Origin of the sequence: Micromonospora sp. NPDC050795 (assembly GCF_044456785.1) — a bacterium.
Taxonomy (GTDB): Bacteria; Actinomycetota; Actinomycetes; order Mycobacteriales; family Micromonosporaceae; genus Micromonospora.
Map to the genome: position 1 here is coordinate 47,878 of NZ_JBITGE010000004.1, position 26,992 is coordinate 74,869.

General features: G+C 71.3%; 31 protein-coding genes. 11 read left to right on the plus strand and 20 right to left on the minus strand.

The annotated features are described in order from the left end of the window. Positions 1-249: 249 nt before the first annotated feature. Positions 250-1,050, minus strand: a complete 801-nt coding sequence (locus tag ACIBEF_RS05180; RefSeq protein ID WP_396791348.1) for an ABC transporter permease — start codon at positions 1,048-1,050, stop codon at positions 250-252. Position 1,051: 1 nt separating this feature from the next. Then, positions 1,052-1,951, minus strand: a complete 900-nt coding sequence (locus ACIBEF_RS05185; protein ID WP_396791350.1) for an ABC transporter ATP-binding protein — start codon at positions 1,949-1,951, stop codon at positions 1,052-1,054. A gap of 150 nt (positions 1,952-2,101) precedes the next feature. Between ACIBEF_RS05185 and ACIBEF_RS05190 the strand changes: the two genes are divergently transcribed. Continuing rightward, positions 2,102-2,956 (plus strand): alpha/beta hydrolase, encoded by an 855-nt coding sequence (locus tag ACIBEF_RS05190; protein ID WP_396791352.1) that lies wholly within the window; start codon positions 2,102-2,104, stop codon positions 2,954-2,956. A gap of 148 nt (positions 2,957-3,104) precedes the next feature. After that, positions 3,105-4,250 carry a site-2 protease family protein gene (locus tag ACIBEF_RS05195; RefSeq protein WP_396791353.1) on the plus strand — a complete coding sequence of 382 codons (1,146 nt, stop codon included), beginning with the start codon at positions 3,105-3,107 and terminating at the stop codon, positions 4,248-4,250. Positions 4,251-4,336: 86 nt separating this feature from the next. On the opposite strand, the gene ACIBEF_RS05200 is transcribed toward ACIBEF_RS05195, so the two are convergent. The 3 genes from ACIBEF_RS05200 to ACIBEF_RS05210 form a co-directional block, all read right to left on the minus strand. Then, positions 4,337-5,251, minus strand: coding sequence for an alpha/beta hydrolase (locus ACIBEF_RS05200; protein WP_396791355.1), 915 nt, complete (start codon positions 5,249-5,251; stop codon positions 4,337-4,339). Positions 5,252-5,394: 143 nt separating this feature from the next. Beyond that, the gene (locus ACIBEF_RS05205) at positions 5,395-6,666 is read right to left on the minus strand and encodes an FAD-binding protein (protein WP_396791356.1); all 1,272 of its coding nucleotides are present in this window, start codon (positions 6,664-6,666) and stop codon (positions 5,395-5,397) included. After that, positions 6,663-7,346 carry a hypothetical protein gene (locus tag ACIBEF_RS05210; protein ID WP_396791358.1) on the minus strand — a complete coding sequence of 228 codons (684 nt, stop codon included), beginning with the start codon at positions 7,344-7,346 and terminating at the stop codon, positions 6,663-6,665. The genes ACIBEF_RS05205 and ACIBEF_RS05210 overlap by 4 nt, the downstream gene beginning before the upstream one ends. Before the next feature lie 189 nt (positions 7,347-7,535). Between ACIBEF_RS05210 and ACIBEF_RS05215 the strand changes: the two genes are divergently transcribed. Continuing rightward, positions 7,536-7,958, plus strand: coding sequence for a hypothetical protein (locus ACIBEF_RS05215; RefSeq protein WP_396791360.1), 423 nt, complete (start codon positions 7,536-7,538; stop codon positions 7,956-7,958). Between the two features lie 33 nt (positions 7,959-7,991). On the opposite strand, the gene ACIBEF_RS05220 is transcribed toward ACIBEF_RS05215, so the two are convergent. Continuing rightward, positions 7,992-8,921: an LLM class F420-dependent oxidoreductase gene (locus tag ACIBEF_RS05220; protein ID WP_396791361.1), complete on the minus strand. Its 930-nt coding sequence runs from the start codon at positions 8,919-8,921 to the stop codon at positions 7,992-7,994. Between the two features lie 98 nt (positions 8,922-9,019). On the opposite strand from ACIBEF_RS05220, the gene ACIBEF_RS05225 reads away from it, so the two are divergent. Further along, a complete protein-coding gene (locus tag ACIBEF_RS05225) occupies positions 9,020-9,331 on the plus strand; it encodes a helix-turn-helix transcriptional regulator (protein ID WP_112699184.1) in 312 nt (103 codons plus the stop codon). Beyond that, positions 9,332-9,862, plus strand: a complete 531-nt coding sequence (locus ACIBEF_RS05230; protein WP_396791363.1) for an SRPBCC family protein — start codon at positions 9,332-9,334, stop codon at positions 9,860-9,862. Positions 9,863-9,908: 46 nt separating this feature from the next. On the opposite strand, the gene ACIBEF_RS05235 is transcribed toward ACIBEF_RS05230, so the two are convergent. The 4 genes from ACIBEF_RS05235 to ACIBEF_RS05250 all read right to left on the minus strand — a co-directional run bounded on the left by ACIBEF_RS05235 (position 9,909) and on the right by ACIBEF_RS05250 (position 12,698). Next, entirely contained in the window at positions 9,909-10,946 is a 1,038-nt protein-coding gene (locus tag ACIBEF_RS05235) for a hypothetical protein (RefSeq protein ID WP_396791365.1), read from the minus strand. Continuing rightward, positions 10,946-11,215, minus strand: a complete 270-nt coding sequence (locus ACIBEF_RS05240; RefSeq protein ID WP_124859437.1) for a hypothetical protein — start codon at positions 11,213-11,215, stop codon at positions 10,946-10,948. The genes ACIBEF_RS05235 and ACIBEF_RS05240 overlap by 1 nt, the downstream gene beginning before the upstream one ends. Positions 11,216-11,658: 443 nt before the next feature. Further along, entirely contained in the window at positions 11,659-12,453 is a 795-nt protein-coding gene (locus tag ACIBEF_RS05245) for a class I SAM-dependent methyltransferase (protein WP_396791367.1), read from the minus strand. Positions 12,454-12,494: 41 nt separating this feature from the next. Further along, positions 12,495-12,698, minus strand: coding sequence for a hypothetical protein (locus ACIBEF_RS05250; RefSeq protein WP_396791369.1), 204 nt, complete (start codon positions 12,696-12,698; stop codon positions 12,495-12,497). An 88-nt stretch (positions 12,699-12,786) separates the two neighbouring features. On the opposite strand from ACIBEF_RS05250, the gene ACIBEF_RS05255 reads away from it, so the two are divergent. The 4 genes from ACIBEF_RS05255 (at position 12,787) to ACIBEF_RS05270 (ending at position 15,647) form a co-directional block, all read left to right on the plus strand. Next, entirely contained in the window at positions 12,787-13,380 is a 594-nt protein-coding gene (locus tag ACIBEF_RS05255; RefSeq protein ID WP_396791588.1) for a TetR/AcrR family transcriptional regulator, read from the plus strand. Positions 13,381-13,390: 10 nt separating this feature from the next. Next, positions 13,391-13,864, plus strand: a complete 474-nt coding sequence (locus ACIBEF_RS05260) for a GNAT family N-acetyltransferase (protein ID WP_396791370.1) — start codon at positions 13,391-13,393, stop codon at positions 13,862-13,864. Between the two features lie 9 nt (positions 13,865-13,873). After that, a complete protein-coding gene (locus ACIBEF_RS05265; RefSeq protein ID WP_396791372.1) occupies positions 13,874-14,353 on the plus strand; it encodes a hypothetical protein in 480 nt (159 codons plus the stop codon). Between the two features lie 76 nt (positions 14,354-14,429). Next, positions 14,430-15,647 (plus strand): MFS transporter, encoded by a 1,218-nt coding sequence (locus tag ACIBEF_RS05270; RefSeq protein WP_396791374.1) that lies wholly within the window; start codon positions 14,430-14,432, stop codon positions 15,645-15,647. 6 nt (positions 15,648-15,653) lie between these two features. Here the strand turns inward: ACIBEF_RS05270 and ACIBEF_RS05275 are convergent, their stop codons facing one another. Further along, positions 15,654-15,788, minus strand: a complete 135-nt coding sequence (locus ACIBEF_RS05275) for a hypothetical protein (protein WP_396791376.1) — start codon at positions 15,786-15,788, stop codon at positions 15,654-15,656. A 169-nt stretch (positions 15,789-15,957) separates the two neighbouring features. Between ACIBEF_RS05275 and ACIBEF_RS05280 the strand changes: the two genes are divergently transcribed. Then, positions 15,958-16,902, plus strand: a complete 945-nt coding sequence (locus tag ACIBEF_RS05280) for an RNA polymerase sigma-70 factor (RefSeq protein ID WP_396791378.1) — start codon at positions 15,958-15,960, stop codon at positions 16,900-16,902. Between the two features lie 82 nt (positions 16,903-16,984). Further along, on the plus strand, positions 16,985-18,172 hold the full coding sequence (locus ACIBEF_RS05285) for an NAD(P)/FAD-dependent oxidoreductase (protein ID WP_396791379.1): 1,188 nt from the start codon (positions 16,985-16,987) through the stop codon (positions 18,170-18,172). 169 nt (positions 18,173-18,341) lie between these two features. Here the strand turns inward: ACIBEF_RS05285 and ACIBEF_RS05290 are convergent, their stop codons facing one another. The 9 genes from ACIBEF_RS05290 to ACIBEF_RS05330 form a co-directional block, all read right to left on the minus strand. Then, positions 18,342-18,599, minus strand: coding sequence for a Txe/YoeB family addiction module toxin (locus tag ACIBEF_RS05290; protein WP_396791381.1), 258 nt, complete (start codon positions 18,597-18,599; stop codon positions 18,342-18,344). After that, on the minus strand, positions 18,596-18,871 hold the full coding sequence (locus tag ACIBEF_RS05295) for a type II toxin-antitoxin system Phd/YefM family antitoxin (protein WP_396791590.1): 276 nt from the start codon (positions 18,869-18,871) through the stop codon (positions 18,596-18,598). The genes ACIBEF_RS05290 and ACIBEF_RS05295 overlap by 4 nt, the downstream gene beginning before the upstream one ends. 413 nt (positions 18,872-19,284) lie before the next feature. Beyond that, positions 19,285-20,016, minus strand: a complete 732-nt coding sequence (locus ACIBEF_RS05300; RefSeq protein WP_396791592.1) for an Imm21 family immunity protein — start codon at positions 20,014-20,016, stop codon at positions 19,285-19,287. Continuing rightward, complete coding sequence (locus ACIBEF_RS05305) at positions 20,013-21,443, minus strand: hypothetical protein (protein ID WP_396791383.1); 1,431 nt, start codon at positions 21,441-21,443, stop codon at positions 20,013-20,015. The genes ACIBEF_RS05300 and ACIBEF_RS05305 overlap by 4 nt, the downstream gene beginning before the upstream one ends. Further along, positions 21,440-21,970: a SigE family RNA polymerase sigma factor gene (locus tag ACIBEF_RS05310; RefSeq protein ID WP_396791385.1), complete on the minus strand. Its 531-nt coding sequence runs from the start codon at positions 21,968-21,970 to the stop codon at positions 21,440-21,442. The genes ACIBEF_RS05305 and ACIBEF_RS05310 overlap by 4 nt, the downstream gene beginning before the upstream one ends. A gap of 112 nt (positions 21,971-22,082) precedes the next feature. Continuing rightward, positions 22,083-22,391: a hypothetical protein gene (locus ACIBEF_RS05315; protein WP_396791387.1), complete on the minus strand. Its 309-nt coding sequence runs from the start codon at positions 22,389-22,391 to the stop codon at positions 22,083-22,085. Between the two features lie 92 nt (positions 22,392-22,483). Beyond that, complete coding sequence (locus tag ACIBEF_RS05320) at positions 22,484-23,368, minus strand: hypothetical protein (protein WP_396791389.1); 885 nt, start codon at positions 23,366-23,368, stop codon at positions 22,484-22,486. A gap of 43 nt (positions 23,369-23,411) precedes the next feature. After that, a complete protein-coding gene (locus ACIBEF_RS05325; protein WP_396791391.1) occupies positions 23,412-24,131 on the minus strand; it encodes a hypothetical protein in 720 nt (239 codons plus the stop codon). Positions 24,132-24,226: 95 nt separating this feature from the next. After that, a complete protein-coding gene (locus ACIBEF_RS05330) occupies positions 24,227-26,992 on the minus strand; it encodes a BTAD domain-containing putative transcriptional regulator (protein ID WP_396791594.1) in 2,766 nt (921 codons plus the stop codon).

Genomic DNA, 26,992 nt, shown 5'->3' on the forward strand with positions numbered 1-26,992 from the left:
ACAGGGACTGGCGCAGCTTGCGCGCCCACTGGAACAGCAACACGTAGCCGATGCCGAAGACGACAAGAGCCACCACACCGAGGATCCGCCGCCACAGCTCCGGCTGGTGCAGGGCGGTGGCGAGCGGCACGTTGAGGAAGAACAGCCACACGGCGCCCAGCAGCCAGCCGATGACCCGCCAGTGGCGGTTCATCGGCTGCGGCTGACCGGTCGAGAGGTCCATCGGTTCACGCTAGCGGTCGCGGCCGGTCAGACCCGCGCGGTGTCCCGGCGGAACAGCCGGGCCGCGCCGACACCGAACAGCAGCGCCCAGACGACGAGGTTCGCCACCGCTGCCATGCTCACCCCGTCGCCGGTCAACGGGGCACGGGCCAGCACGCCCATGCCGTACACCGGGGTGAACTTCGCGACCTGCTGGAGCACGTCCGGCAGCACCTCGACCGGGACGAACAGCCCGCCGAACATGGCCAGCACCGCCAGCACGGGGCCGATGATCTGCATGACGTTCTCGGCCGGCGCCAGGTAGCCGATGAAGAGACCGAACGCGGCGAAGACCAGTGAGCCGACCCAGGCGGCGAGCCCGGACAGCAGCCAGACGTACGCCGGGACGCGGACGCCGGCCACGGCACCCACCAGGAACTCGATGACCACCGCGAGCAGACCGAGGCTCATCGCGGTGATGAGCTTGGTCGCCACGTACGCCGCCGGGCGCAGCGGGGTGAGCCGCAGTTGTCGGCTCCAACCCAGGGCCCGTTCGGTGGCCACCGCGCCACCGACACTGGTGGTGGCCACCATCGCCGCGTAGACGGCCAGGCTGATCATGACGTACGCCGTCACCGGCCGACCGTTGTCCAGTGACTGCCCGCCCTGCGGCAGGCCGAAGATGAGGAAGAAGACGCCCGGCATGATCAGCGTGAAGGCGAGGGTGCGGCGGTTGCGCAGCACCCGGCGCAACTCGATGCCCAGGGCGCCGGGAGCGAACCCGCCCAGCGCGGGCAGCCGACGGTCCGGCTCGGTGACAGCGGCGCGGGTGGGGGTGGAGGTGGTCATCTCAGGCTCCGGTCTGCGCTGTGGTCAGGGCGAGGAAGGCGTCCTCGAGGTTGCGGGAGGTGATCTCGACGTCCCGGGCGGCGGTCCGGGTCAGCAGGTGCCGGGCGACGGCATCCGAGTCGCCGGTCCGTACCAGCACGCTGTCGCCGCGCACCTCGACGGCGTCCACGCCGGGCAGCGCGGCGAGCGCGGCCTGGTCGGCACCGGGCAGGGTGGCCCGCACGGTACGGCCGGCGGCCAGGTTCTTGATCTCCGCAGTGGTGCCGTCGGCGACGATGCGTCCCTGCCGGACCAGCACGATCCGGTCGGCGTACGCGTCCGCCTCGTCGAGGTAGTGGGTGGCGAAGATGACGGTCCGCCCGCGCCGGGCGTCACGGCGGAGGGCCTGCCAGAAGTCGCGCCGACCCTCGACGTCCATGCCGGTGGTCGGCTCGTCGAGCACCATCAGGTCCGGGTCGGGCAGCAGGGCCAGCGCGAAGCGCAACCGCTGCTGCTGACCGCCGGAGCAGCGCCCGACCACCCGGTCGGCGATGTCGGTGATACCGGCCCGCTCCAGCACCTCCGCCGCCGGGCGGGTGTGCCGGTAGAAGTGCGCGGTCATCCGCACCGTCTCGCCCACGGTGAGGTCCTTGAGCAGCCCACCGGTCTGGAGTACGGCGGCGACGCGACCTCGGGCCACCGCGTCGTCAGGGGTGCCACCGAGGACGCGGACGGTGCCCGTGTCCGGGCGGGACAGCCCGAGCAGCATGTCGATGGTGGTGGTCTTGCCCGCGCCGTTCGGGCCGAGGAACGCCACCACCTCGCCGGGCCGCACCCGAAGGCTCAACCCGTCGACAGCGGTGACCGCGCCGAAGCTCTTGGTGAGGCCGTCCAACTCGACAGCCGGATGCGTACTGGTCATGCCAGTCATGCTCCGGCGGCGCGTACCCCGATGCCCGGAGCGGTCGTCACGCTCCGACCGTGACATTTGTCAGGGGCCCGTTCCCCGGAGGGTTTCCCCGCCCGGCAGCGGGTAACCGCCGGGCCGAAGCCGCGACACCGGGAGGACGCGATGGGTGCCACGCCGCAGGCTCAGGTCGACACGATCGTGCTGATCCACGGGCTCTGGATGACGCCGCGCAGCTGGGAGGGGTGGGCCCAGCGGTACACCGAACGCGGCATGCACGTCATCGCCCCGGCCTGGCCCGGCATGGACCGGTCCGTGGAGCAGTTGCGCGACGACCCCGGCCCCATCGCCGAACAGAGCATGGCCACTATCGTCGCGCACTACGACAAGATCATCCGGGCGCTGCCCCGACCGCCGATCATCATGGGGCACTCGTTCGGCGGCCTGTTCGCCCAGGTCCTCGCCGACCGGGGTCTCGGCGCGGCAGTGGTGGGGGTGCATCCCGCGGCGATCAAGGGGGTGCTCAAGGTGCCGCTGAGTCAGCTGCGCTCCGGCTTCCCGATCCTGCGCAGCCCCGCCAACCGCAGCAAGGCCGTCCCGTTCACCCAGGACGACTTCGCCTACACGTTCGGCAACACGATGAGCCGCGAGGACTCCGACCGGGCCTGGCAGCGCTACGCCGTCCCGGGCGCGGGCCGGGTCTTCTTCGAGGGCGCCTTCGCCAACGTCGACCCGCGCTCACCCGCCCGGGTCGACATCGGTCGCACCGACCGGGCACCGCTGCTGCTGATGGCCGGCGAGGCCGACCACGTGGTGCCGGCGTCGGTGGTCCGCGCCAACGCCGGGCTCTACCAGAAGTCCCGGGCCCTCACCGCGTACGAGCAGTTCCCCGGCCGCTCCCACTTCACCGTCGGACAACCCGGCTGGGAGCCGATCGCCGACTACGCGCTGGACTGGGCGCTGCGCGCGGCGGCCCTGCCCCGCGAGGCGACAATCGCCAGCGAAACCCCCCGCCGCTGAGCCCGGCTGGTCGCCCTGCCCGGTTGCCATGATCAGGTGATGAGAAACAGCTCAGGAATGCCTCTGACAGCTATTTCTCAGCACCTGATCACGCAAGACCACGCTGGCGATGCGGCATGCCGGCGTCCTGGCGGGGTACCTCTGTGCGATGAGGGCCAGTTTCCGGCTTGGCCGGGTCGCAGGGGTGCCGGTCGGTGTCAACTGGAGCGTGCTGGTCATCTTCGCGCTGATCGCGTGGGGGTTGGCCGCGAACCAGTTCCCCCGTTCGTACCCGGACCGCTCGCCCGTGGCGTACACCCTCGCCGGCCTGGCCGCGGCGGTGGTCTTCTTCGTCGGCCTGCTCGCCCACGAGGTGTCGCACGCGGTGGTTGCCAAACGCAACGGGCTGGAGGTCGACGGCATCACGCTGTGGCTGTTCGGCGGCGTGGCCGAGTTGCGGGGCGAGCCGCGTGACCCGGGCGCGGAGTTGCGCATCGCAGGCGTCGGCCCGCTGGTCAGCCTGCTGATCGGGGCGTTCTTCGGTGCCATCGCGGCGCTGCTCGCGCTGGCCGGGCAGGGCGGTCTGCTGTTCGGGGCGGTGGCCTGGCTGGCGGGGATCAACGTGTTGCTGGCCGTCTTCAACGTGCTGCCGGCCGCGCCCCTGGACGGTGGCCGGTTGCTGCGCGCCGCGGTCTGGAAGGCCACCGGCGACCGGACCCGGGCGTCGGTCGTCGCCGCTCGGGCCGGCTGGGTGCTGGGTGTGCTGCTGATCGGCCTGGGGTTGTGGCAGTTCCTGTCCGGTGTCGGTTTCGGCGGGCTCTGGCTGGCGCTGATCGGCTGGTTCCTGATCGGCGCGGCCGGCATGGAGGAGCGGCAGGCCCGCACCGGCACCGCGCTGCGCGGGATCCGGGTGGGCGACGTGATGACCCCGCAGCCGCAGACGGCCTCGGCGCAGATGACTGTCGCGGACTTCGTCGACCACTACCTGTTCGCGTACCGGCATTCGGCGCTGCCGCTGACCGAGGACGGCCGGCCGACCGGGCTGGTCACCGTCGATCGGGTGCGGAGCGTGCCGCCGGAGCGGCGGGCGTCGACCACGCTGGCCGAGATCGCCTGCCGGGCCGACGAACTGGTGCTGGCCCAGCCCGGGGAACAGCTCAACGACCTGCTCCCCCGGCTCTCCGAGTGCGCCGACGGCCGCGCCCTGGTGGTGACCGAGGACGGCCACCTGACCGGGATCGTCTCCCCGAGCGACATCAGCCGCGCCGTCCAACGCAGCACCCTCCGCACCCCCACCCCCACCCCACCCCGTTGATCATGAAGTTATTGCGCCGACACGCCGTGCCGAGTGGCAATAACTTCATGATCAACCGAGGCGGCGGCGGGGACGGTGGCGCGGGGTCAGGAGTGGGGGCAGGTGTCTCGGTACTCCTGGACGGTTGTTGAGGCCGGGGGTGCGGGGCAGAGGAACTGGTCGTAGCGGGTGTCGTCGTCCACGAAGCGCTTCAGCCAGGAGATGCTGTACTTGGCGACCGTCACGTTCGTCGAGGTGGGCGCGGAGTGGCTGGCGTTGTTGAGTTCCAGGTACGCCTTGTCCACCGTGGACGGCAGGCTGGTGTAGAAGGGCTCCGAGTGCGACGAGACCGGCGCCACCGAGTCGTTCTCCGCGCCGACGACCAGCGTCGGCACCCGTACGCCGGACCAGTTCTTGACGGTGTGCCAGCCGGTCAGCGGGATCGCGGCCTGCAACTGCGGTCGTGAGTTCGCCGCCGAGAGGCTGCCGCCGCCGCCCATCGAGTGCCCCATCACGGCGAGCCGGTTGCGGTCGATCCGGGTACGCACGCCGCTGGTGTTGGTGAGGTAGTCCAGGGCCGCGAGCAGTTGCGTGCCCCGACTGGCCGGCTGGTCGTAGCGGGACAACGTGTCGATCGTGATCACCACGAAGCCCTGCGAGGCGAGGCGTGGCCCCAGCCAGGCCACGCTGGACTGGGTGGCGGTGTAGCCGGGTGAGATCGCCACCGCGCCGAAGGTGCCCTCGGCGGTGCTGGTCGGGTAGTAGATGGTTCCGCCCCGGAAACCGCTGACGCTGGAGGCGGCGACGGTGCTCTGGGCGATGGCGAACGCGCCCCGGCTGGCCTCGATGCTGGCCACGGTGGGGGCCGGGCCGCGCTCGTAGGGGCTGGCGGCGTGGGCGGCCGGCGCCGCTGCGCCCAGTCCGGCGCCGAGCACGGCGAGGGCGAGCGCCCAGCGCAGACTGCGGCGAGGGCGGGGGCGAGGGGCGACTGGTTCGGGGATGATGGCGGGTACGGGCTGCATGTCTCGCTCCGAGGGGTGGAGCCGACGGTCCCAGGACGGGGACCGGACGATGAGACTCATCGACAGACGTCAGTGTCTGCTCGGGGTCTCGCACCCCACCAATCCCAGCCGCCCCATGCCGCCGCGCTATGACACGCGACGGGTCACCGGGGGAAGTAGCGGTCCATGGCCTCCGTGCGGAACGTGCCCTTCGGGTCAAGGTCGGCCAGGAGCGCGGCGAAGTCGTCGTAGCGCGGGTAGCGAGCGGACAGCTCGGCCGGGTCGGTGACGAAGACCTTGCCCCAGTGCGGGCGGGGCGCGAAGGGCGCCAGCCGCTCCTCCACGGCGGCCACCACGGGCAGCACCGCCGCGGTGTCGTCGACCCAGGTGAAGTGCAGCACGAAGCTGTCGCGCCGGTAGTTCGGGCTGAGCCACAGCTCGTCGGCCGCCACCGTCCGCAGCTCGGACACCAGCAGCACCGGGGCGATCAGGTCCGCCACGTCGTCCAGGGCGGCGAGCGCGTCCACCGCCGCCGTGCGCGCGACGTGGTACTCGGACTGCAGTTCGTCGCCGCTGCTCGGGGTGAAGCCGAGCTTGAAGTGCGGCAGCCGCTCGTGCCACGGGCCCGGCTCGCCGAGTTGCGGGGTGCAGTTCTCCGCCGGCATCCCGAGCACCGGGTGCCGGGGCTGGTCGGCCGCCGTGGTGCCCAGCCAGTCCGCCGGGGGTGACGGCTCGTCGGCCACCTGCTTGCGCCACACCTCGCGCAGCCGGGGCGTACGGAAGTCGGTGAAGACACTCACGCTGTACGCCGAGCCGAGCGCCTCGTCCAACGCCGTCCGGTCCAGGTCGAGGCGTACGTACTGGCGCAGCGCGAAGGTCGGCACGACGTCCACTGTGACGCGGGTGACCAGGCCGAGCGCGCCGAGCCCGACCACCATGCCGGCGAACGTGTCGGTGTCGCGGTCGACCCGCAGCAGGCCGCCGTCGGCGGTGACCAGTTCCAGGCCGGCGACAGCGCTGGCCAGGTTGCCGTGGGTCTGGCCGGAGCCGTGGGTGGCGGTGGCCACCGCGCCGGCCACCGAGATGTGCGGCAGCGAGGCGAGGTTTTCCAGCGCGTACCCCTGGGTGTGCAGCTCTTGGGCGACGTCGCCGTAGCGCATCGCGCCGCTCACCGTGACCTGCCCGCGCTCGTGGTCCACCTCGACGACCGGGGGCAGCCCGGCGAGGCTGACCAGGTCACCGTCGGTGTCGCCGAGACGGTTGAAGGAGTGCCCGCTGCCCACCGCCCGGATCCGGCTGCTGCCGGCGACGAGCCGGCGCAGCTCGTCGACGGAGGTGGGGCGGTGGAACGCCTTCGCGGCGTACCGCACGTTGCCGGCCCAGTTGCGGCGCGGAACGTCAGTGGTCGACGCGGTGTGCGGTCCCTGCGCGGTCATGTGGCGGTCTCCCGATCGGTGCTCTGCTGGTCGGCCAACGCGGCGACGAGGGCACCCAGAACGGTATCCGTCTCGGACGTGTTGTAACCACGCTGGGCGATCGGCAGACCGGCCCTGGTGGCGCGTTCGATCTCCCCGCGGGCCGCCTGCCGGGCTGACGTGTCCCCGGACATCAGCGCGTCCTGGCCGCGTCGGATCAACCGGTCGACCCGGTCCATCTGGTAGCCCCGCAGACCGATCATGAGCTCCGGTGCCTCGAAGGCGGCGCGGCGCACCGCGATCAGGTCGACGAACCGGTCGCCGGCATAGCGGGTCAACGCGGCCGACACCTGCTCCGGCTGCTCACGGACCTGGTCGAGGACGAGCAACTCGATGGCCGGACGACCGTCGGACGGGTGGCGCGCCGTCACCAGCTCACGGGGCACACCCTGCACAGGAACCAGCAACAGTCGCGGCGGTTTCGCGTAGCCGTCGCGTCGGGGCGGCTCGTCGAGGACCAGCGTGTCGACCTCGTCCCACCGGATCTCCCGGCGCAGGCCGGGACGCCGGATGCTGAGCCCTTCCGAGTGGATCCCGAACCGGAACGGCCGCATCGCGCTGACCAGCGCCACCGCGCCGAGCGCGATCGCCCCCACCGCGATGATCGTCCGTAGCAGGGCGCCGTCGCTGGGATAGACCAACAGAAGCACTCCACCGAGTACGCACACCGAGGCGAGCGCACGGGCCCCCCGATTCCGGCGCAGTTCCACGCTCGGACCCCCGTTTCATGACCGTGGCGTCGGTCCCGACATCTTCCGCCAGACCGGGCACCAGGGACACCGGTCGATCGGGCACGGTTGTTCCCGTCGTCGTCGGGGAACCCTACGCCCATGAGCAGCTACCGTGATCCGGCCGCACGAGGCGACGTCTTCCCCTCCGAGGAGGAGCTGGACCCGACCGGCACCGAGGTCGAGCAGGCCAGCGCGCCGCCGGCCGGCGGGTTTTCGAGCCACCCGTCGCCGACGCCCGGTCCTCGGCCCACACCGACGCCCGCGCCCGCCCCGACGCCGGTGCCGGCACCCGGCCCGCCGCCGCGCGCTCCTGGCGCGCAGTCGATCGTGACGCGTCACCTGGACGGCTCGGTGGAGGTGGTCACCGACCTCGACGGTGACGGCGTCGCCGACGTCGTCCAGATCGACGTGGACGGTGACGGGATCCCGGACATCACCTACGTGGACAGTGACCGCGACGGGCGGCTGGACACCGTGCTGGGTGACCCGAACGCGGTCCGGACGGGCATCCACCGGGCCTGACCGGCTGCGTCGTCCCACGGCCACCCGGCCGACTCAGAGCTTCGCCATCACCTCGCCGGCGACCAGCTCCAGGTGCTCCAGGTCGCTGAGGTCCAGCACCTGGAGGTAGAGCCGCTCGCTGCCGATCTCCGCGTACCGGCCGATGGTGTCGAGCACCTCGGCGGGCGTTCCGGCCAGACCGTTGGCCCGTAGCTCGTCCGGATCGCGACCGATGGCGGCAGCGCGGCGGGCCACCTCGGCGTCGTCGCGCCCGCAGCAGAGCACCAGGGCGTTGGACCAGACCATCTCGGCCGGGTCCCGGCCGATCTCGACGCAGGCCGCGCGTACCCGGTCGAACTGCGCCGCGGTGTCCGGCACTGAGGCGAACGGCAGGTTGAACTCGTCCGCGTAGCGGGCGGCCAGCCGAGGGGTGCGCTTCGGGCCCGTACCGCCGAGCAGGATCGGAGGACGGGGCTGCTGCACGGGCTTGGGCAGGGCCGGCGAGTTCCGGACCGGGTAGTACCGGCCGTCGTGGTCAAACCGCTCCCCCGGCGGCGTGACCCAGAGCCCGGTGATGACGGCGAGCTGCTCCTCCAGCCGGTCGAACCGCTCGCCCAGCGGCGGGAACGCGATGCCGTACGCGCTGTGCTCCTCGGCGTACCAGCCAGTGCCGATGCCCAGCTCCACCCGGCCGCCGCTCATCTGGTCGACCTGCGCCACCGTGATCGCCAGCGGGCCGGGCAGCCGGAAGGTGGCGGCGGTCATGAGCGTGCCGAGCCGGATGCGGCTGGTCTCCCTGGCCAGGCCGGCGAGCGTGGTCCACGCGTCGGTGGGACCGGGCTCGCCGCTGACGTCACCCATCTTCAGGTAGTGGTCGGACCGGAAGAACGCCCCGTAGCCGGCGTCCTCGGCGCAGCGGGCGACGGCGAGCAACTGGTCGTAGCTGGCACCCTGCTGGGGCTCGGTGAAGATCCGAAGTTCCATGATCCGAGCATAGGGAGCCGATCGGCGGTGCCGCGTCGGGACGGCGGCTGTAGTCGTATGCTTTGACAGTCATATGACGGATGAGGCATATTGGGAAGGTGTCCACCGACGCCTTCACCGTCCTCGCCGAGCCCACCCGGCGCCGGATCCTCGATCAGCTCCGCGATGCCGAACGCAGCGTCGGCGAGCTGGTCGATGGCCTCGGGGTCAGCCAGCCAGCCGTCTCCAAACACCTGCGGGTGCTTCGCGACGCCGGCTTCGTCACCTGTCGGACGGCCGCCCGACAGCGGATCTACCGCCTCGACCCCGGCCCACTGCGGGACGTCGACGGCTGGCTCGACCCGTACCGGCGGCTCTGGGCCCGGCACCTGGACGCCCTGGAACGGCACCTCGACAGTCAGGAGCAGTGAATGGACCGCGACGCGTTCCGCCCGAGCCCACCCGCCGACGTGCGCGCCGAGCCCCACGACGGCGGCGCGACTCTCGTCCTCGTCCGCGACCTGCGGCATCCGCCAGCCACCGTCTGGGCGGCACTGACCGACCCGGCCCAGCTCGCGCAGTGGGCGCCGTTCCTCGCCGACCGCGATCTCGGCAGCGCCGGCACCGCCGTGCTCACCCTCGTCGACGGCGAGACCACCCAGCAGGACCCGGCGACGGTACGCCGGGCCGAGCCGCCACACCTGCTGGAGTACACCTGGGGCGACGACCTGCTGCGCTGGGAACTGAGCCCGCTGGGCGACGGCACCCGGCTCACCCTGCGGCACACAGTCACCGACCAGGGCATGCTGCCGATGGTGGCGGCCGGCTGGCACCTCTGCCTCGACGTGGCCGACCGGTTGCTCGACGGCGACCCGGTCGGCCCGATCCGCGGCGCAGAGGCCAAGGACCACGGCTGGCCCGAGCTGCGCGACGCGTACGCCGAACGGCTCGGTGAGGGCTGACCGGTGCAGCCCGGCGGCCCCGGAGACCGGAGCCGCCGGAAACCGGTCAGACGTACGGCCGCTTGGCGTACGCCTCGCGGAGCGCTGCCAACCCGGTTGCCTTCGGGGTCAGGGTGCCCCAGCCGGAGTTGAAGTAGTTGGTACGCACGATCCGTGGCCCACGCTCGGCGTTGAGCTGGGCGATCGCCGCCGGCACTGTGCCGATCCAGGCCGCCTGGTTCGGGATCTCGGCGACCCTGACGCCCCACTCCGCGATGATCACGGGCCGGGACAGCGCCACCGGGCCGAGATCCGCCACCGCCCAGTCCTTGGTGCGACGAAACCGGGCCAGCGCGGTGTGGCTGGCGTTGGTGGCGTACGCGTTCCACTGGAGGTAGTCGAGGCGGGACATCAGCGACTCCGGGTGGGTGCGTTTGAAGCATTCCCGGTCGAAGCCGCCCAACCCCACCGAGAAGGTCGTCCCTGTGGGCAGGGTCCGCGCCTTGAACCACGTCAGGATGTAGTTCATCGCCTGCACCGCGCGGGCGTCCGACTCGGCCCAGGTGTACGCCTTCCCGTCCTCGGTGGTGCCGAACTCGTGATCGGTGTCCAGTTCCGAGGCGAGCTGGATGTTCACCCCGAAACCGAGCGCCCGGTACTGCGACAGGGCGCGGGCGAACAACCCGTCGCACTGCCCCTTGATCACCTGGTTGTACCCGTACGCCCTGGGCCAGGTGGTGCCGGGTCGCTGCTGGATGGTCATCGACGGGGCCGGCACCGTGTAGCTGACGCCGTCCACCGTGAAGCTCTGCGGCCCCTGGTTCGGGGCACCGTAGTGCTTCAACTCCAGGACCATGTTCATCTGCACACCGGCCTTACCCAGGTTGACCAGCCAGGGCCGGTTGTAGCCGGGGAAGATGAAGCCGTCGGCGAAGCTGCGGTACTGGGTGAGCGACCGGAAGTTGCCGCCGGCCATGTCGGCGGTCGGGTCGGCGCCCCCGGAGAGGTAGTAGCCGCCGAGCACGGGTTGGCTCAGGCTGTAGTCGGCGGCTGCCGTCGCGGTGTTGCCGGCGGCGTCGCGGACCTGGACGGTGACCCGGGGCATCACGCCACCGACCGGTACACGGCCACGGAGCCGTTGTCGGAGACCCGGGTCCAGGTACGTCCGGAGTTGTCGGTGACGGTGACGGTGAGCGGGTCGATGACCGCAGTGACCTTGACCGGCGCGCTGCTGTTGCCCTGCGCGTCGGTGACCACGATGGTGACGGTCAGCGGTTTGGTGTCGGCGTCTGAGTAGGTGACGGTCAGCAGCATCTGGTCACCCGGCGCGAAGACGGATGCGTTCAGGGCTGCGGTTGCTGTGGGAGCGGCCATGTCGGGCCCTTTCTTGCTCGGTCGCCGGGCCTCGGCACGCGGTCGAGCGACGCCGGACCCCGGCGGGGTCCACAGTGCGAAAGGCCGGCGGGGCACGGGGACGGTGGGCACGACCGGCGGACGACGCTGCCTGACTGCCGATGGTGCTGACGTCCTTGTCCCGATGGGCGGCGGCACCGCTGCGGGCGCCCGCAGGGGTGTCGGTGACAGCCACGGCCTGTCGTACGCGTGATCGGCACGGCGGCTGTGCCGTGACCGCCACGGCTTCGAGGCCGGGCTGGGTGAGGGCGGCACCGGTGCGGACGATGCTGTCCCCACCGGGCCGGAGGATCGGGATGTGGCCCGCCACCCGTCTACCTCCACCTGCCCCAAGGGTGCTCCACCAGGGGCTTTACCGTCTTGTCCGAATTGCGACAAGAGCCCGGAGGGGCGGGGCGCGACGGTTACTCGGGCGGCGTGCCCCGCACGGCCCAGGCCCGCGCGGTGAGCCGGATCGACCCGTCCGGCTCGATCGGCAGCCGGGTCGCCAGCAACTCCCGCAGCGCGGCCCGGTCGGATTCGGCCAACGTCGCGACGTACCCCGGGGCGGACCCCTGACCGCCGAGGAACGGTGCCCAGTAGTCGGCGAAGTCGGTGAAGGTCGTCGGTACGTCGACCGGCCAGACCGACACGTCCCACAACCCGGCCCGTTCCCACAGCGTGCGGAGCGCGTCGGGCTGACACACAGTGGTGCGGTTCCCCTCGTCCCGCTGCGCCGAGGCCGGGTCGAGCTGTGCGGCGGCGGCCCAGAAGTGCCGCATCATCGCCATTCCCTCGGCGTAGTCCCAGACGTAGGCGGCCACCACCCCGGCCGGCCGGGCCACCCGGGCGAACTCCGCCACCGCCCGAGCGGGCTCCGGCACGAAGTTGAGCGTCAATCCGCTGACCACCACGTCCGCGACGCGGTCGGGCAGCGGCAACGCTCGGGCGTCACCGACCTGGAAGGCCGCCCGGGGGTCGGTGACCCGGGTACGCGCGACAGCGACGAAACCCTCCGACGGATCGACGCCGGTTATTCCGACGGGGTCGTCGTGGGTGAGGATCGTCGAGGTCAACGCTCCGGTGCCGCAGCCCACGTCGAGCCAGTGCCGCCCCGGCGGCACTGCCAGACCGCGCAGGAAATCCACAGCGACCAGGCGGCTCCACCGACCCACGTACGCCTCGTACGCGTCACCGTTCGCCCACACCGGCTGCACCATCGGAGAACGATACGACAGACCAAGGCTGTCGATGCTGGTGTTCAGCCGAGATGGTCGGTGGGGGCGGTCTGGAGCAGCCAGGCCAGCGGCATCCGTGCCCGCGCCTCGTAGGTGCCGTCCCCGCTCAGCCGGTGCAGGGTGACCGTCTGCGCGGCGTCCCGATCGACCACCCAGTACTGCGCCGAGCACCGCACCCGAAGGCTCAGCGTCTGCGGCGGTGGCGACTGGCCCACCCGATCTGGCATCCTGGGCAAGTGGAACCCTGTTCCGCTAACAATGACACGGGACACTGTTCCGTTTGCCGAGTGACGGAGGTACGGCGCGTTGGTCGACATCGAGGGCGAACCAGGCAGGCCGACCCCGCGGAAGCGGGCCGACGCCCGGCGCAACGAGGCGACACTGCTGGCCGCCGCCGCCTCGGCCTTCGTCACCTCGGGCGTGGACGTGCCCGTACGCGACATCGCCACCCGGGCCGGCGTCGGCGTGGGCACCATTTACCGCCACTTCCCGACCCGCGCCGACCTCATCGTCGCCGTCTACCGACACCAGGTCGAGGCGTGCGCGCAGGCCGGGCCGACGCTGCTGGCGGAGAGCGACACACCGCACGCCGCCCTCGCCCAGTGGATCAATATCTTCGTCGACTTCCTGGTCACCAAGCACGGCCTCGCAGAGGCGCTACAGTCCGACAACGCGGCCTTCGAGGCGCTGCACGCCTACTTCCTGGACCGACTCCTGCCGGTGTGCGCCCAACTGCTCGACGCCGCTGCCGCGGCTGGCGAGATCCGCCCCGACGTGAGGGCCTTCGAGCTGCTGCGCGGTGTCGGCAATCTCTGCATCGGCGCCGGCGAACCCCGCTATGACGCGCGTCGGATGGTCGAACTCCTCGTCGCGGGGCTGCGCCAACACGAGGTCACCGGGCCGCGATAGCTTCTTGATCATGGCGGACTGGGAGCTTCGGCCGGCCTCGGCGGCGGACGTCGAGGCGGTGGCCGAGTTGCGGGCGGTGGTACTGCGGGCCGATCTGGAACGGCTCGGGCGGTACGACGAACAGCGGGTGCGGCAGCGCCTGCGGGACGGTTTCGCACCGGCGTACACCTGGGTCGTCGAGGTGGACGGCGCGTTCGCCGGCTGCGTGGCGCTGCGGCCCGCCGCGGACGCCCACTGGCTGGAGCACTTCTACCTGGCTCCGCGGCTACAGGGCAGTGGCATCGGCACGGCAGTGCTGCGCGAGTTGCTACGCCGGTGCGACAGCGCCGGCACGCCGGTGCGGCTGAACGTGCTGCGGGGCAGCCCGGCCCGGAGCCTGTACGAGCGGCACGGTTTCACCCTCGACACCGAGGATGCGGTGGACGTGTTCATGGCTCGCGCCCCCAGGGCGATCGCCGCTGAGACTCCGACAGTGTCAATGTAATGTTGACGGATGACGTCGGAGCTGGCCCGGTTGGCGGAGGTCCGCGCCACCCGCGCCCGCCTGGACGAGCAGGAGCTGGAGCTCATCGACCGCGCACGCCACGACGGTGCGACGTGGGCTCAGATCGCTACGGCACTCGGCCTCGGCAGCCGGCAGGCCGCCGAGCAGCGTCGACAACGGCTGGTGGCGGCACGGTGGTCGCGGCGGCAGCAGCTCGACCTCCGGATGCCGCAGCAGATCGCGGCGCTGCGGGCGGCGGTGGCCGACCTGGCCCGGTGGATCGGGGCCGACCAGCGGTGGGACAGCCGATTTCGTCGAGCGTCGCTCGTCCGGAGCACAGTGGACGCCGCGCTGGACGCGGCCCCGGGTTCGCTGCACGCGTTGGCCCTGCACCTCACCACCGATCTCGCCGAAGCGGGTGAGCGACTGCCCGCGCCCGCGCGGACCGCCGCGACGAAGATCGACATCGCCCTGTCAACGATTGATTGACACAGGCCAGCGGCATTGCCTGCGGTTCCGCTGGAGCTTGAGGATATGAGTCACCTCGACTCAACTCGGAGTGCTCATGCGTCGCAACGCGGGCCTGTTCGTGGCGATCTCCCTGCTGTCCGGCTTCGGCAGCAGCGCCATGTCCCTGGTCGCCGGCATCTGGATCCTGGACCTCACCGGCTCCACCAGCCTCGCCGCCCTCGCCGGGCTCTGCGTCTACGCCCCGGTGCTCACCGGCCCGTGGTTGGGCGGCCTGCTCGACCGGGCGGCCCGACGGCCGCTGGTCATCGCCGTCAACCTCATGCTGGCGGCCGCCCTGCTCGCGCTCCTCGCGGTGCGCGGGCCGGGGCAGATCTGGCTCATCTTCGCCGTCGGGTGCGCCTACGGCGTCAGCTACGTGCTGATCGACGCCGGCGAGACGGCGTTGCTGCCGTCGGCACTCGCGCCGTCCGAACTCGGTGACGTCAACGGGTGGCGCTCCAGCGCACAGGAGGGCATGAAGCTCGTCGCTCCCCTGGCCGGGGCCGCCCTCTACGCGTGGCGGGGCGGCCACGCGGTCGCCGTCCTCAGTGCCGCCATGCCGGTCCTGGGCGCCACCCTGTACGCGCTCCTTCGCCTCAACGGTGCGCCCACCGTCCGGCCCACCGCACGCGGCGACGGCCCGCGCGCCGGATTGGCGGTCCTGTTCGGACAGCGAGTGACCCGGCTGGCGGTCGTGCTCGCCGCGGTGTCGATCGCCATGTCCGGCTTCACGACCGCGGGAATCTACGCGATCGTCGTGAACGAGCTACGCCTGCCGACGACCTTCCTCGGTGTGCTGGCCAGCGCGCAGGGCGCGGGTTCCGTTCTCGGTGGCCTGATCGTCGGCCGGCTCATCGCGGCGAGAGGTCCCGTGGCCGTCGGCATCGCCGGAACGGCGCTGTTCGCGGTCGGCTGCCTGACGCGTTGCCTGCCGTGGTGGCCGGCAACTGTCGTCGGGGCGGTGGTGGCCGGCGTCGGGCTGCCCTGGACCCTGGTCGCTGCGGTGACCGCCGTGCAGACCCACACGCCGTCAGCGCTGCTGGGACGGGTCTCCGCGACGGCCAACACCGCGATGTTCGGACCGCTCGTCGTGGCGATTCCGCTCGGCTCCGCGGCCGTCCGCCTCGGTGCCCGCCCGCCGCTCAGGGCAGCCGCGGCGATCTGCCTGACCGCCGTGGTGGCTACGTTCCGCCGCCGGTCGACTCCGTACGACGAGACGCCGACCGCGTCCACACCACGCCGGACGGCTGGAACGGGTCCGGCAGGCCGCTGACCGGGTTCACCCGCGTACCGGATGGGTCGCCTGGAAGGCGAGTCGACGGTCCGCGTCGGCGGCGATCTCATCGAGGATGTCGTCCAGGTCGAGGAAGACCGACCAGCGCTCGCGGCCGGTAGCGTCGGCCAGCCGGTTCACGAGCAGCTCTTCCAGGTCGGTGACCCGTGCCGCCGGACGATCCGTTGATCAAGTGATGAAAAGTAGGTCAGGAAGAGCGCTCAAGCTACTTTTCATCACTTGATCATGGCGCGAGCGGTGAGAACGGGCACCGGGACGGCAGCGCGGCGCGCCCGGATACTGTCTAGTCATGCCGCTCAACCCGGACGAGGTCGAGGTGTTCGAGCACTCCAGGCCCCGCCTGGAGGCGATCGCCTACCGCCTGCTGGGTTCGGCCAGCGACGCGGAGGACGCCGTCCAGGACACCTTCCTCCGCTGGCAGGGCGCGGACCGGGAACACGTCGAGACGCCCGAGGCGTGGCTGACGAAGGTCCTCACCAACGTGTGCCTCAACCAACTGACCTCGGCGCGGGCCAGGCGGGAGACCTATGTGGGCACCTGGCTGCCCGAGCCGGTCCTCGGCGGGGACCGGATGCTCGGCCCGCTCGACACCGCCGAGCAGCGCGAATCCGTCTCGATGGCGGTGCTGACCCTGCTGGAGCGGTTGTCACCCAACGAGCGCGCGGTGTACGTGCTGCGCGAGGCCTTCGGCTACCCGCACGGTGAGATCGCCGAGATCCTCGGCATCACCGAGTCGAACTGCCAGCAGACCTACCGGCGCGCCAAGCAGCACGTCACCGCCGAACGGGCCCGCGCGGAGGTCGACCTGGCCACCGCCCGGAAGGTCGTCGCGGAGTTCCTCGCGGCGGCCAACAACGGCGAGATCCAGCGGCTGGTGGAGTTGCTGACCGACGACGCGACGAGCACCGCCGACGGTGGCGGCAAGATCCCGGCCCGGTCCGCGCCGATCGTCGGCGCACTGGCGGTGGCGAAGTTCCTGCGTGGCCTGTTCAAGCCGGCCGACGTCAAACGGAACCTGGTGGGTGGCAGCCCAGCCGTGCACGTCGCCACCGCCAACGGCGCTCCGGCGGTGGTGGTCGTGATCGACGACCGGGTCATCGGCGTGATGTCGCTGGAGGTGACGCCCGAGGGCGTCGCGGCCATCCACAACCAGGTCAACCCCGACAAGCTCGTCCGCGCCACCCGGCAGTGGTCCGCCCAGGAGCACGAGGAGCCCACCCTCCGCGTCTGGTGATCCAGCTCATAGCCGACTCCTGTCAGGAATCGCGTCGCTGTCCGGTTCAGGAAGCGACCACCACCGAGACAGGAGTGCCACCATGAAGCACCGCATCGTCGTCCTCGGAGCGGGTTACGCCGGAGCCATGGCCGCCGGGCGTCTCGCCAAGCGGCTGCACCCGGACGACACCGAGATCACCCTCGTCAACGCCGACGTGGATTTCGTCGAGCGGGTCCGCATGCACCAACTCGCCACCGGACAGGACCTCACACCACGCCCACTGAGCAAGGTCTACGCCGGCACCGGCGTCACGCTCCGGCAGGCGCGGGTCACCGCCGTCGACGCCGACCGCAGGACCGTCGCGCTCGTCGACGACAACGGCACCGACGAGATCGCGTACGACACGCTCGTCTACGCCCTCGGCAGCGTCACCGCCGACCACGGCGTCCCCGGGGTCGTCGAGCACGCGTACGACATCGCCGGCAGGCCCTCGGCGCTGCGGTTGCGCGACCGCCTCGCCCACCTCGCTGCCGGCGGGACCGTGCTCGTCGTCGGCGGCGGCCTCACCGGCCTCGAAGCGGTCACCGAGATCGCGGAGACCCGGCCGGACCTCGACGTCGCGCTCGCCGCCCGCGGCGGTCTCGGCGACTGGCTCAACGGCAGGGCGCAGCAGCACCTGCGCGGCGTCTGCGACCGGCTCGGCATCACCGTGCACGAGCACGCCGACATCACGCGGGTCGAGGCGGACGGTGCGGTCACCCGCGACGGTCGGGAGATCCCGGCCCAGGTGACGGTGTGGACGACCGGCTTCACCGTGCACCCCATCGCCGCCGCCACGACCCTGGCGGTCGCCCAGACCGGCCAGATCATCGTCGACGCCAGCATGCGGTCGGTCTCACACCCCGAGGTGTACGCGGTGGGCGACGCCGCGATCGCCGAAGGACCGGGCGGCAAGCCCCTGCGGATGTCCTGCGCCTCGGGCATCCCGATGGCCTGGCAGGCCGCCGATGCCATCGCCGCACGCCTGACCGGTCGGGCGAAGTTCCCCAAGGCACCGCTGCGCTACTTCAACCAGTGCATCAGCCTCGGCCGCCACGACGGCATCATCCAGTACGTGACCGCCGACGACCGGGCCAGGCCGGCCCAGCTCACCGGGAAGCTGGCGGCCCGGTACAAGGAGTTCGTCTGCGCGGGCGCCGCCTGGAGCATGGCGCACCCGGTCCTGTACCCGGTCCGCCGCCACCGCGTCGTCCCCACCCGATCGGAGATCCGCACGGCTGCCTCGTGAACGGACGTGCGCCAGCCCTGGGCTGTCGCGATGGCGGCCACGGTTCCAGGTGGGCCGGTGCCCTGCGCATGTGTGAGCCCCGGCTCGACTCGTAGCCGGGGCGACCCACCTCCCAGCGGCTCATCGAGGTGCGAGGACCCGACGCCGACCGGTCGGCGCTCCGAACTTGCTAGCTGTCGCCGTAGTGATACCGGCAGGCGATGATCTCGACGTCATCCTTGGTGATTCGGTACACCAGCCGGTGTTCACGATCGATCCGGCGGGACCAGAAGCCGGACAGCTCTCCCCGAAGAGGCTCCGGTTCTCCGATGCCTTCGTACCCGTTGCGCATGACATCCGAGATGAGGTCATTGATGCGTTTGACCAACTTACGGTCCGTGTGACTGAGGTACTGGCTCCACGCAGTCGCGGTGAAGACCAATCTCATGCGACGTCTCGCACAGTTGCCGGGTCGATCAGGTCGCGCTCGGCCACATCATCGCCCTCCAGCTCTGCCATCGATCGACGCAGGGCGGCCGCGTTGCTCGGGCTGCGCAGGAGATATTCGGTTTCCTTCATCGACTCGTACTCAGCGAGCGGCACGATCACCACCGGCTCGTGGCCTGACCGGGTCACCACCACTTCCTCCGCGTCGTTGATGACACTGTCGAGTTCGGCGGCCAGGTTCTGCCGAAGCTGGGTGAAGTTCACGGTTCGCACGATCACCTCCAGGTGGGTACAGAAAACTGTACCTCGATCCGACGATGCGAGACGACAGAAGTCCGGCCAGATGAGGGTGCCGGGCGGGCCGGAGTCCCACCGCATGCCGGCCCGCCCGCATTCGCCCGAAACCGATTACCAACCGTGACCCCAACCGGCTTGAGCCGGCGCGGCCAGCCAGGTGGCCGCAACGATGGCCCCGACGGCCGCTGCGTAGATAACACGACGAACTCGCATGATGCCTCCCTCTCCTGGGGTGTGTGCCGCGGTCCGGCCGCCAAGAACTCCGACAGCCGCCGCTGTGAAGTCACCGTATTGCCGACAGTTAGGCGTCCGCTACGGTCGGTGTCTGTGCCGAACAGCCGCGCGCCTTTCCGGGCTGCTCACCGGCCTGTTCGGACCTGTTCGGGCACTCAGATCCGCTGCGTCTGCTCGACCAGGTGGACCAGCATCAGCGCCGTCCTCGTGTCGGGCTGCACGAGAGCGGTGCGGATCAGGTAGGTGCCACGGACCAGGTCAACGGTGAGGTCGGTGGTGTGCTCCAGCCCGTCACCGGTGTAGCCGGAATCGAACAACTCGGCTGGCCCGCTGGTCGTCCACGTACCCGCGTCCTCCCAGTCGGCGATCTCGACCGCCCGGGGAACGAGGCGGACGACCTCTGCCTCGGAGGCGGCGTACAGCCACCGCACGAAGATCCGCCGGTCCGGGAGGTACGTGGTGGAGGCTCGCTCGTCGGCCAGAACGAGCGCCTGGGCGGCACCGACGTCAAGCACCCACACGCAACCGTCGACCCGGCAGGCCCGGTCGTAGTCACCCCAGGAGTCATCGTCGTCGACCGACGGCCGCCGCCGCCTCGACCTCGCCGATGCCAGGGCCGCACCGACGACACCGACCAGTTCGGGCGCGAACGCAGCTGTCGCGCGGAACAGCGCCAGCGGGTCGTCTCCGTCGCGTAGCTCGTCGGGCAGGACGACGCCCCGGCTGAGAATCAGCTGACGCAGGTCGGCGGCGATGCGCGGCGTGGCGTGGCCTTGCTGCCGAACAGGCGGCAGATCGGTCCGTCGAAGTCGACGAGTACGGCTTCGTAGAGGCCGACGCGGGCCGAGCCGTCCGGGGACGGCTCGGCCCGCCTGCCGTCGCGTCAGGGCGTCACCCGGGTGGCAGGGCTGTCGCCGGGCAGACCTCCCGCACTGCTGTCGGTCTCCACTGGCGGCAGCGGGGTGGTCCCGAGGACGCCGCCGTCCCTGCCGTACGCGGTGAGAGTGGCCGCCCGGTCCGCTGGTACCCGGGTGGTGCCGGCGTTCGACGCGTCGAGGGTGACAGTGGCCGGGTGTGCGCCTTCGACCGTCACCGTGACGCGGGTCGCGTCCGGCGGGGCGATCACCCGCACCTCGCCGGTGGCGGGTCGGGCACCGTCCTCGGTCCGGACCCGCCAGCCGATCGGTCGCTGGTCGGCGCCCTCGGCCGGCAGCAGCAGCCGCAGGTCGATGTACCAGCCGGTCCGATCGTCGCCGTGCATGGCGTACGCGATCACTCCGCCACCGGCCGGTTGCACGGTGAGCAGCGCGGCGGCCTGCGCGTTATCGCGGCCCGACCACCGCACCCGTACTGTCGTGCCGCCGGCCGGGAGGTGACTGTTCTGAAGTGCCGTCTGGACGAAGTTGCGGAGGTTGGTGTCGTCGATCGGAGTACCTCGGACGGGTTGACGAGCACCGACGAGCAGGGCGTCCATCTCCGGCCCGGTCGGGTCGAGCCCGGCGTACGGGCCGCCGCCCAGTCCGCCCTGGAAGAACACCCGTTCGCCGCGGCTGACCCGGACGACGGGTTCGTGCGGCAGGGGCTCGGGCGGCAGTACGCCGAAGCCGACTCCGCCTCCGTCCGCCTGGGCGATGTCCTGGTACTCCACAGTGCCCCTCGACGTGTATTGAGGGTCACCACTGATCGTCACAGTGGATTCGGGCGGACCGACGGCGACCGCGATCCCGGCCCGGTCGGGGTAGGCCCGCATCAGCGTCATCACCGGGTCGTCGTCACCCTCGCTGTGGCCGCTGTACCGCATCTGCTGGGCACCGGCCCCGGCGGGACCCACGTACCAGACCAGCGCCTCCCTGGTCAGCAGGCCGAACCGCAGCGGCACCGCGACCAGCGCGACCCGGTGGCCCGGCTGGTCACTGCCATAGATCAGACGGATCCGGTCACTATCGCCGATCTTCCAGGCACCCACCGGGGCGTCGATTCGCACCGGCGGATCGGCGCTGATCCGCGCCCGTAGCGTGTCCAGCCAAGCCTCATCTCCGGCCAGCCCGCCCCTCGGTGGCGCGTCGAGCAACGCCGTCGGAGTGGCGGCGACCGCGATACCCGGCGCCCATCCGGGCAACGGAACCACGTTGGTCTGGACCCCGACGAGCGCGACCCCGACCGCGGCGGCCAACGCCGTGCGGATCAGCCGCGTCCGCTGGTGCCGTCGCTCCCGGCCGACGAACCCAGGCCAGGGATCCTCAGGTACGTTGACGCCGTGCGCGGCCTGCCGCAGCGCGGGACCGAGCGTCGAATTGGCGAAGCTTCCGGTCATGCCAATTCCTCCTCGAACCGTACCGGTGACTGAGCGGCGGATGGGACGAAGTCGCTGCGCAGTCGGGCCAACCCGCGCGACGCCTGGCTCTTCACCGCGCCGACGGAGCAGCCGAGGACCTTGGCGGTGTCCGCCTCGCTGAGATCCTCGAAGTAGCGCAGCACCAGCACCGCCTGCGTCCTGGGCGGTAATCGCCGTAACGCGGCGAGGAGGAGTTGCCGCTGCTCCACCTGCGCGTACGCGTCGTGAGTCGGCTGGCTGTCGGAGGTCAGCAGCGGCACCTCCAACGGCCGCCGTCGACGCCGCCAGGAGATCGCCGTGTTCACCATCGCCCGACGTACGTAGACCTCGGGCGCGTCCCGGCGCAGCACCCGCCCCCAGCGCCGATGGGTCTTCTCCAACGCCGACTGCGTCAGGTCCTCGGCTGTTCCCCGGTCACCGGTCAGCAGGTAGGCCGTTCGGAGCAACGATCCCCACTGTCGTTGGACGAACAGCCGGAACTCTTCGTCGTCCTCGTGCCGACTCACGCCACCTCCAGGTCGCGTCCACCTCGTGTCTGAGCGCGGACGCAGGGTGAGACGCCACCGGCGGCCCCCGGGGTTGAGTGGAGACTGCACGGGGGCGTCGTAGTCGACGGGCTCAGTCCCCCGGCTGTTGACCCACGGGAGGCCCATCAGATGCGGCCTGGCGCTCGGCCTGCCAGATGGCGTGGCCTTTGAGCAGGTATCCGACCCAGTAGATCGCGAAGAGGATCAGGAAGCACGCGAAGAACACTCCCGAGATGATGCTCGCGAGAATGAGCGCTCCCTCGCCGTCGCTCAGTCCGTAGGTCGCGAAGCTGAAGACGCCCAGGACGAAGAAAAGGACCATGTAGAGCGGCAGTGTCGAGCTGTCTGTCGGGTGGGAACCCCGAGGCGGCCACGGGACGCGGGGGTCGCTGCTGATCATCTCGTGAGTATGAGCGGCCCGCTCAAGCGCGGACCCCCGCTCCGCGTCGACCGGGGAGGTCGGGCGGAGCGGGACCGTGGACGGTCTACCGGTCAGAACCCGCCCCACTGGCGGGCCGAGCACTTCCAGGTCTTGCCGTTGTCCTGCGAGACGCAGAACACGAGGATCTTGCCGAGGATCGGGAGGTTGACGGTGAAGAGGTGGCCCTTGGTCTTCGCGTAGACGACGCCGGACTTCTCGGCGACGTCGGCCAGCGCCCACTCGGGGTCCGGTCGGTCCACTGTCGCCACCCGGCGCAACGACGTGATGTCCTTGCCGTCGAGGAGCGTCCTGATCTCGTCCGCCGTCGGCTCGCCGTCGCCGATGAGCGTCTGCACGCTGGACGGGCCGTCGACTGCGACACCGTTCGCCTTCTCGAAGGCTGCCTTCGTCCCTCCGACCGTGGTGCCGCCGGCGAGGTCGAGGGTGAGGATCAGCTCCCCGGTCCGGCGCGACAGCAGGCATTCCCAGACGGACTTGCCGGACGCGACGCACATGGTCAGGCACCACTCCCGGCCGCCAGAGGTGGACGAGGCGAAGAGCAGGGACGTTGCCGTCCCGCCGTCGCCAGTGCCGTCGTACGTGCCGTCGGCGAGGTCGGCCATTGTCGTGCCGAGCACCTCCCGGCTGCCCGGGATCGTGCCGACGACCTTGACGCCGTCGACCTCCTTGCCGGCGGCGAGCGCCGCGAGTTGGTCGCTGGTGAGGGTCCGTCCGCCGGTGTCGACGGCCAGCACCCTGTCCAGGTCGCCGACGGGCCTGCCGGTCAGGTCCTCGAGTTGTCGAAGCATCGTGCCCGGGGCACCGGGGTGGTCGGTGATCGTCGTCCGGGCCTCCCCCTCGGCCGCCTGCGACGGTGCGTACGAAGCCGTCAGTCCGACGATCAGGGCGGTCGTGACGATGGTGGCGCGCCTGGTGATGTCCCGCAGAGTTGTCATGCTGTCCTCATTTCCGTGATCGGTGTCGGCGGGGTGGGACGGGCTACCAGCGACACGTCACGATGTCGCCAGTGGTGTTGGGGGAACCCCAGTCGCAGTGGTCGTCGATCCACTCGCCGATCTCGCCGATCGTGTCCACGATCCAGGCGAAAACCGACTTGATCGCGCCCCAGAGGCTGAAATAGACGACGGTCGTCTCGGGTGTCCCGCCGGCCTCGTCGATGACGTCCTTCGTCGACATGACGGCGTCGGGCTTCTCGATGATGTCCAACACCCGTACTCCGGTGTCGTCCTTGCCGGCCAGCAGCGCCTCGATCTGCTCCGGGGTCCGCTCCTTGCCGTCGTCGACCGCCACTATCGCGCGGTCGACGAACACCTCCCGGCTGCCGCTGACGGCCTGGGCGATGCCGGCGATCTCGCCCACTGTGAGGTCGTTGCCGAGCGCGGGGCCGGTGAAGCGTCGAACGGACACGGCACCGGACGGCTCGACCTGGATCTCGTCGGCCGTGATCAAGTCGTCCGCTCCGAAGGGCGCCCAGGCGAACGTCCACTTCCCGCCGACGCAGCGGAACGGGCCGTACTCCCGGCCCTCGGGCGCGGTCTCGGTGCGGAGGATCTTGCCGCGCTCGTCGACGTGCTGGACCACGCAGTCGGCGCCCTTGCTCGGCGGTTTGTCGGTCTGGGCTACGGCGGCGGACGACATGGCCAGCACCGTCGCGCTGACCACCCCGATCACCGCGAGACGGTGTGCCAGAAGACTCATCGAACGCTCCGTTCCTGATGCGGAAGAGACTGGTGTCCGAAGAGTGCCGGGCGGCGCTGAAGCGGCCCGGAAACGGCGCAGAAAGCGGGGGTACGTCAGCGCAGCCGAGTGGCGTCGAGCTGGTCGAGATCGGCGCGGATCGAGTCGGCGTCGGCATCGCCGAGCTCGTCGAGAATGGTCAGGGCTCGCCGCCACGCGGCACGGGTGGCGGGGACCTCGCCGAGCGCCAGGTGGCTGCCGCCGAGATTGACGTACGTGCCGGCCTCGGCGTACCTGTCGTTGACCTGTGTGAAGAGTTCGAGGGCGTGCTCGTAACAGGCGATGGCCCGTCGGTCGTCGCCGAGCTGGTGGTGGGCGTGGCCGAGGCTGTCCCAGGTGTCGGCCTGTCCCTGGACGTCGTCCACCTCCTGCAACATCCGCAGCGCCTGGCCGCACGACTCGAGGGCACTGTGGTAGTTGCCGAGCAGCGCTTCCTGCCAACCGACCGCGTTGAGGGTGTACCCCTGCCCGGCCCGGTTTCCGGCCCCCCGAAACAGGGTCAGCGCCCGCCGGGAGTGGTGCAGAGCCTGCTGGTGCTGCCCCTGCCGCTCGGCCAGTTGACCAAGGTTCAGGCAGGTGTGCGCCCGTCCGGCGTCGTCGCCGACGTCGGTGAACAGGTCGAGTGCGCGCCGCAGGTGGTCGTCGGCCTCGTCGTACCGTCGGAGCCGGGAGCAGGCGAGACCGAGGCTGCGGTGCGCGTGGCCCTGCCCCGCCTGGTCCCCGATGCGGGACGCGGCGGCCAGAGCGATCTGTTGCGTGCCGAGCCAGTCCTGCCAGTGCCCCTGCCGGTGCAGAAAGCCGGCCATGGTCCAGGCGAGCTGCCAGGCGTGTCCCTCGAACCCGGACCGCGCCGCGAGCGGCACGGCGGCGAGCAGGACGGGGACCTCGGTGGCGAACCACGCCGCGGCGGCCGACCGGCTCCTGGGGCGTTCCGGCGTCACACCCGCCCGGGGTGGCGGGAGGCTGATCGCGCTGAAGTGCGGGTGCAGTGCCAGGTCGGCGGCGTGAGCGGTGTGCAGGCAGTGGTCGAGCAGCCGGTGGATGGCGGCCCGACGCTCGGCCGGCGGCTCGGCCTCCTCGGCCAGGTCGGCGGCGTACGCGCGCAGCAGGTCGTGGAACGCGTAGCGCCCGTACGTGTGCTCGGTGAAGAGATTCGCCCGGGTCAGCTCGGTGAGCAGAGGGCCGGTCGCCTGCCCGTCGACGCCGGCCAGGCTGGCCACGGCCGGGGCGGAGACGTCCGGGCCGGGATGCAGGCTCAGCAGCCGGAACAGCCGGGCAGCGGCCGGGCTGAGCGTCCGGCACGACCAGGAGAAGACCGCCCGTACGTCGGTGGCCTCGTCACCCGCGCGGAAGGCGTCCAGGTCGCCCAGCTCGCCGGCGACGGCGGTCAACGAGAAGTGTCGGTTGGTGGCGGCTCTGGCGGCCACGATGGCCAGGGCGATGGGCAGCCGGGCGCACCGGTCGGCGATGGTGTCGGCAGCGGCGGGTTCGGCGGCGACCTGGCGCTCCCCGAGCCGGCGGACCAGCATGTCGCGGGCCTCGCCGGGGCTCAGCAGGTCGAGGGGCACCGGTTGGGCGCTTTCGGTGACGACCAGCGGGATGAGCTGGTCGCGGCTGGTGACGACGGCGAGGCAGTCCGGTGAGCCGGGCAGCAACGGACGGACCTGCTCCGCGTCGCGCGCGTTGTCCAGCACCACCAGCAGTCGCCTGCCCGCCACCGTCGTGCGGTACAAGCTCGCCATGGCGTCCAGGTCGCGGGGCATCCGGGCCACCGGAACGCCGAGCGCCTCCAGGAAACCGTGCAGCGCCCGCGCCGGTTCGGTCGGTGTGGCCGCCGGGTCGAAGCCGCGCAGGTTGACGTAGAGCTGTCCGTCGGGGAAGCGCTCGGCCGCGCGGTGCGCCCAGTGCACGGCGAGGGCGGTCTTGCCGACGCCGGCCGTCCCGGACACCACGACGGCGCCGCCCCGGTCGATCAGCGCGTCGAGGGCGGCGAGCTCCGCGTCACGTCCGGTGAACGTGGGTACGGGGGGAGGCAGTTGCGCCGCGACCCGCGTCGGTGTAGGCGCGGCCGGTGCGGCGATGGCGGTGTCCTGGCGCAGGATGGCGCACTCCAGGTCGCGTAGCCGCGGACCCGGGTCGAGGCCGAGGTTCTCCCGCAGGTTGTCGCGCAACCGCCGGTACGTGGCGACCGCCTCGCCCTGTCGGCCGTCGCGGTACAGGGCGAGCATCAGCTGGGCGTGCAGGTGCTCGTCGAAGGGGTGTTGTCGGACGAGCCGTTCCAACCCGGGGACGAGGCCGGCGTGCTCACCGACGGACAGCCGGGCCTCGGCGAGTGACCGTTCGGCCTCCAACCGTAGGCGTGCCAGGTGTTCGGCCTGTTCCTCCAGCCAGGCCGACCCGGCCACGTCGGCCAGCGGTGGGCCCCGCCACAGTGCCACCGCGGCCGTCAGGTGCTTCACCTGCTCGTTGGGGTCCGTCGAGCGCCGGGCCAGCTCGATGAGGCGCTCGGCGGCCTGGACATCAGTGGAGTCCGGCCCGGTGTCGAGCAGATAGCCGGGCTGGCGCGCCACGATCGACCCGGGCTCACCGAGCACCCCGCGTAGGTAGGAGACGTGGCGTTGCAACGTGTTCGCCGCGGTGGCCGGTAGCTGGTCGCCCCAGACCACGTCGACGAGCCGGTCGATGCTGACGACACGGCCCGCGTGCAACGCCAACGTGGCCAGTACCGCCTTGCGGCGTACGCCGTTCACCGCCTGCGCAGCGCCGGCGACGACCACCTCCACCGGCCCGAGCAGCCTGACCCGCACGCCCGTACCAACCAT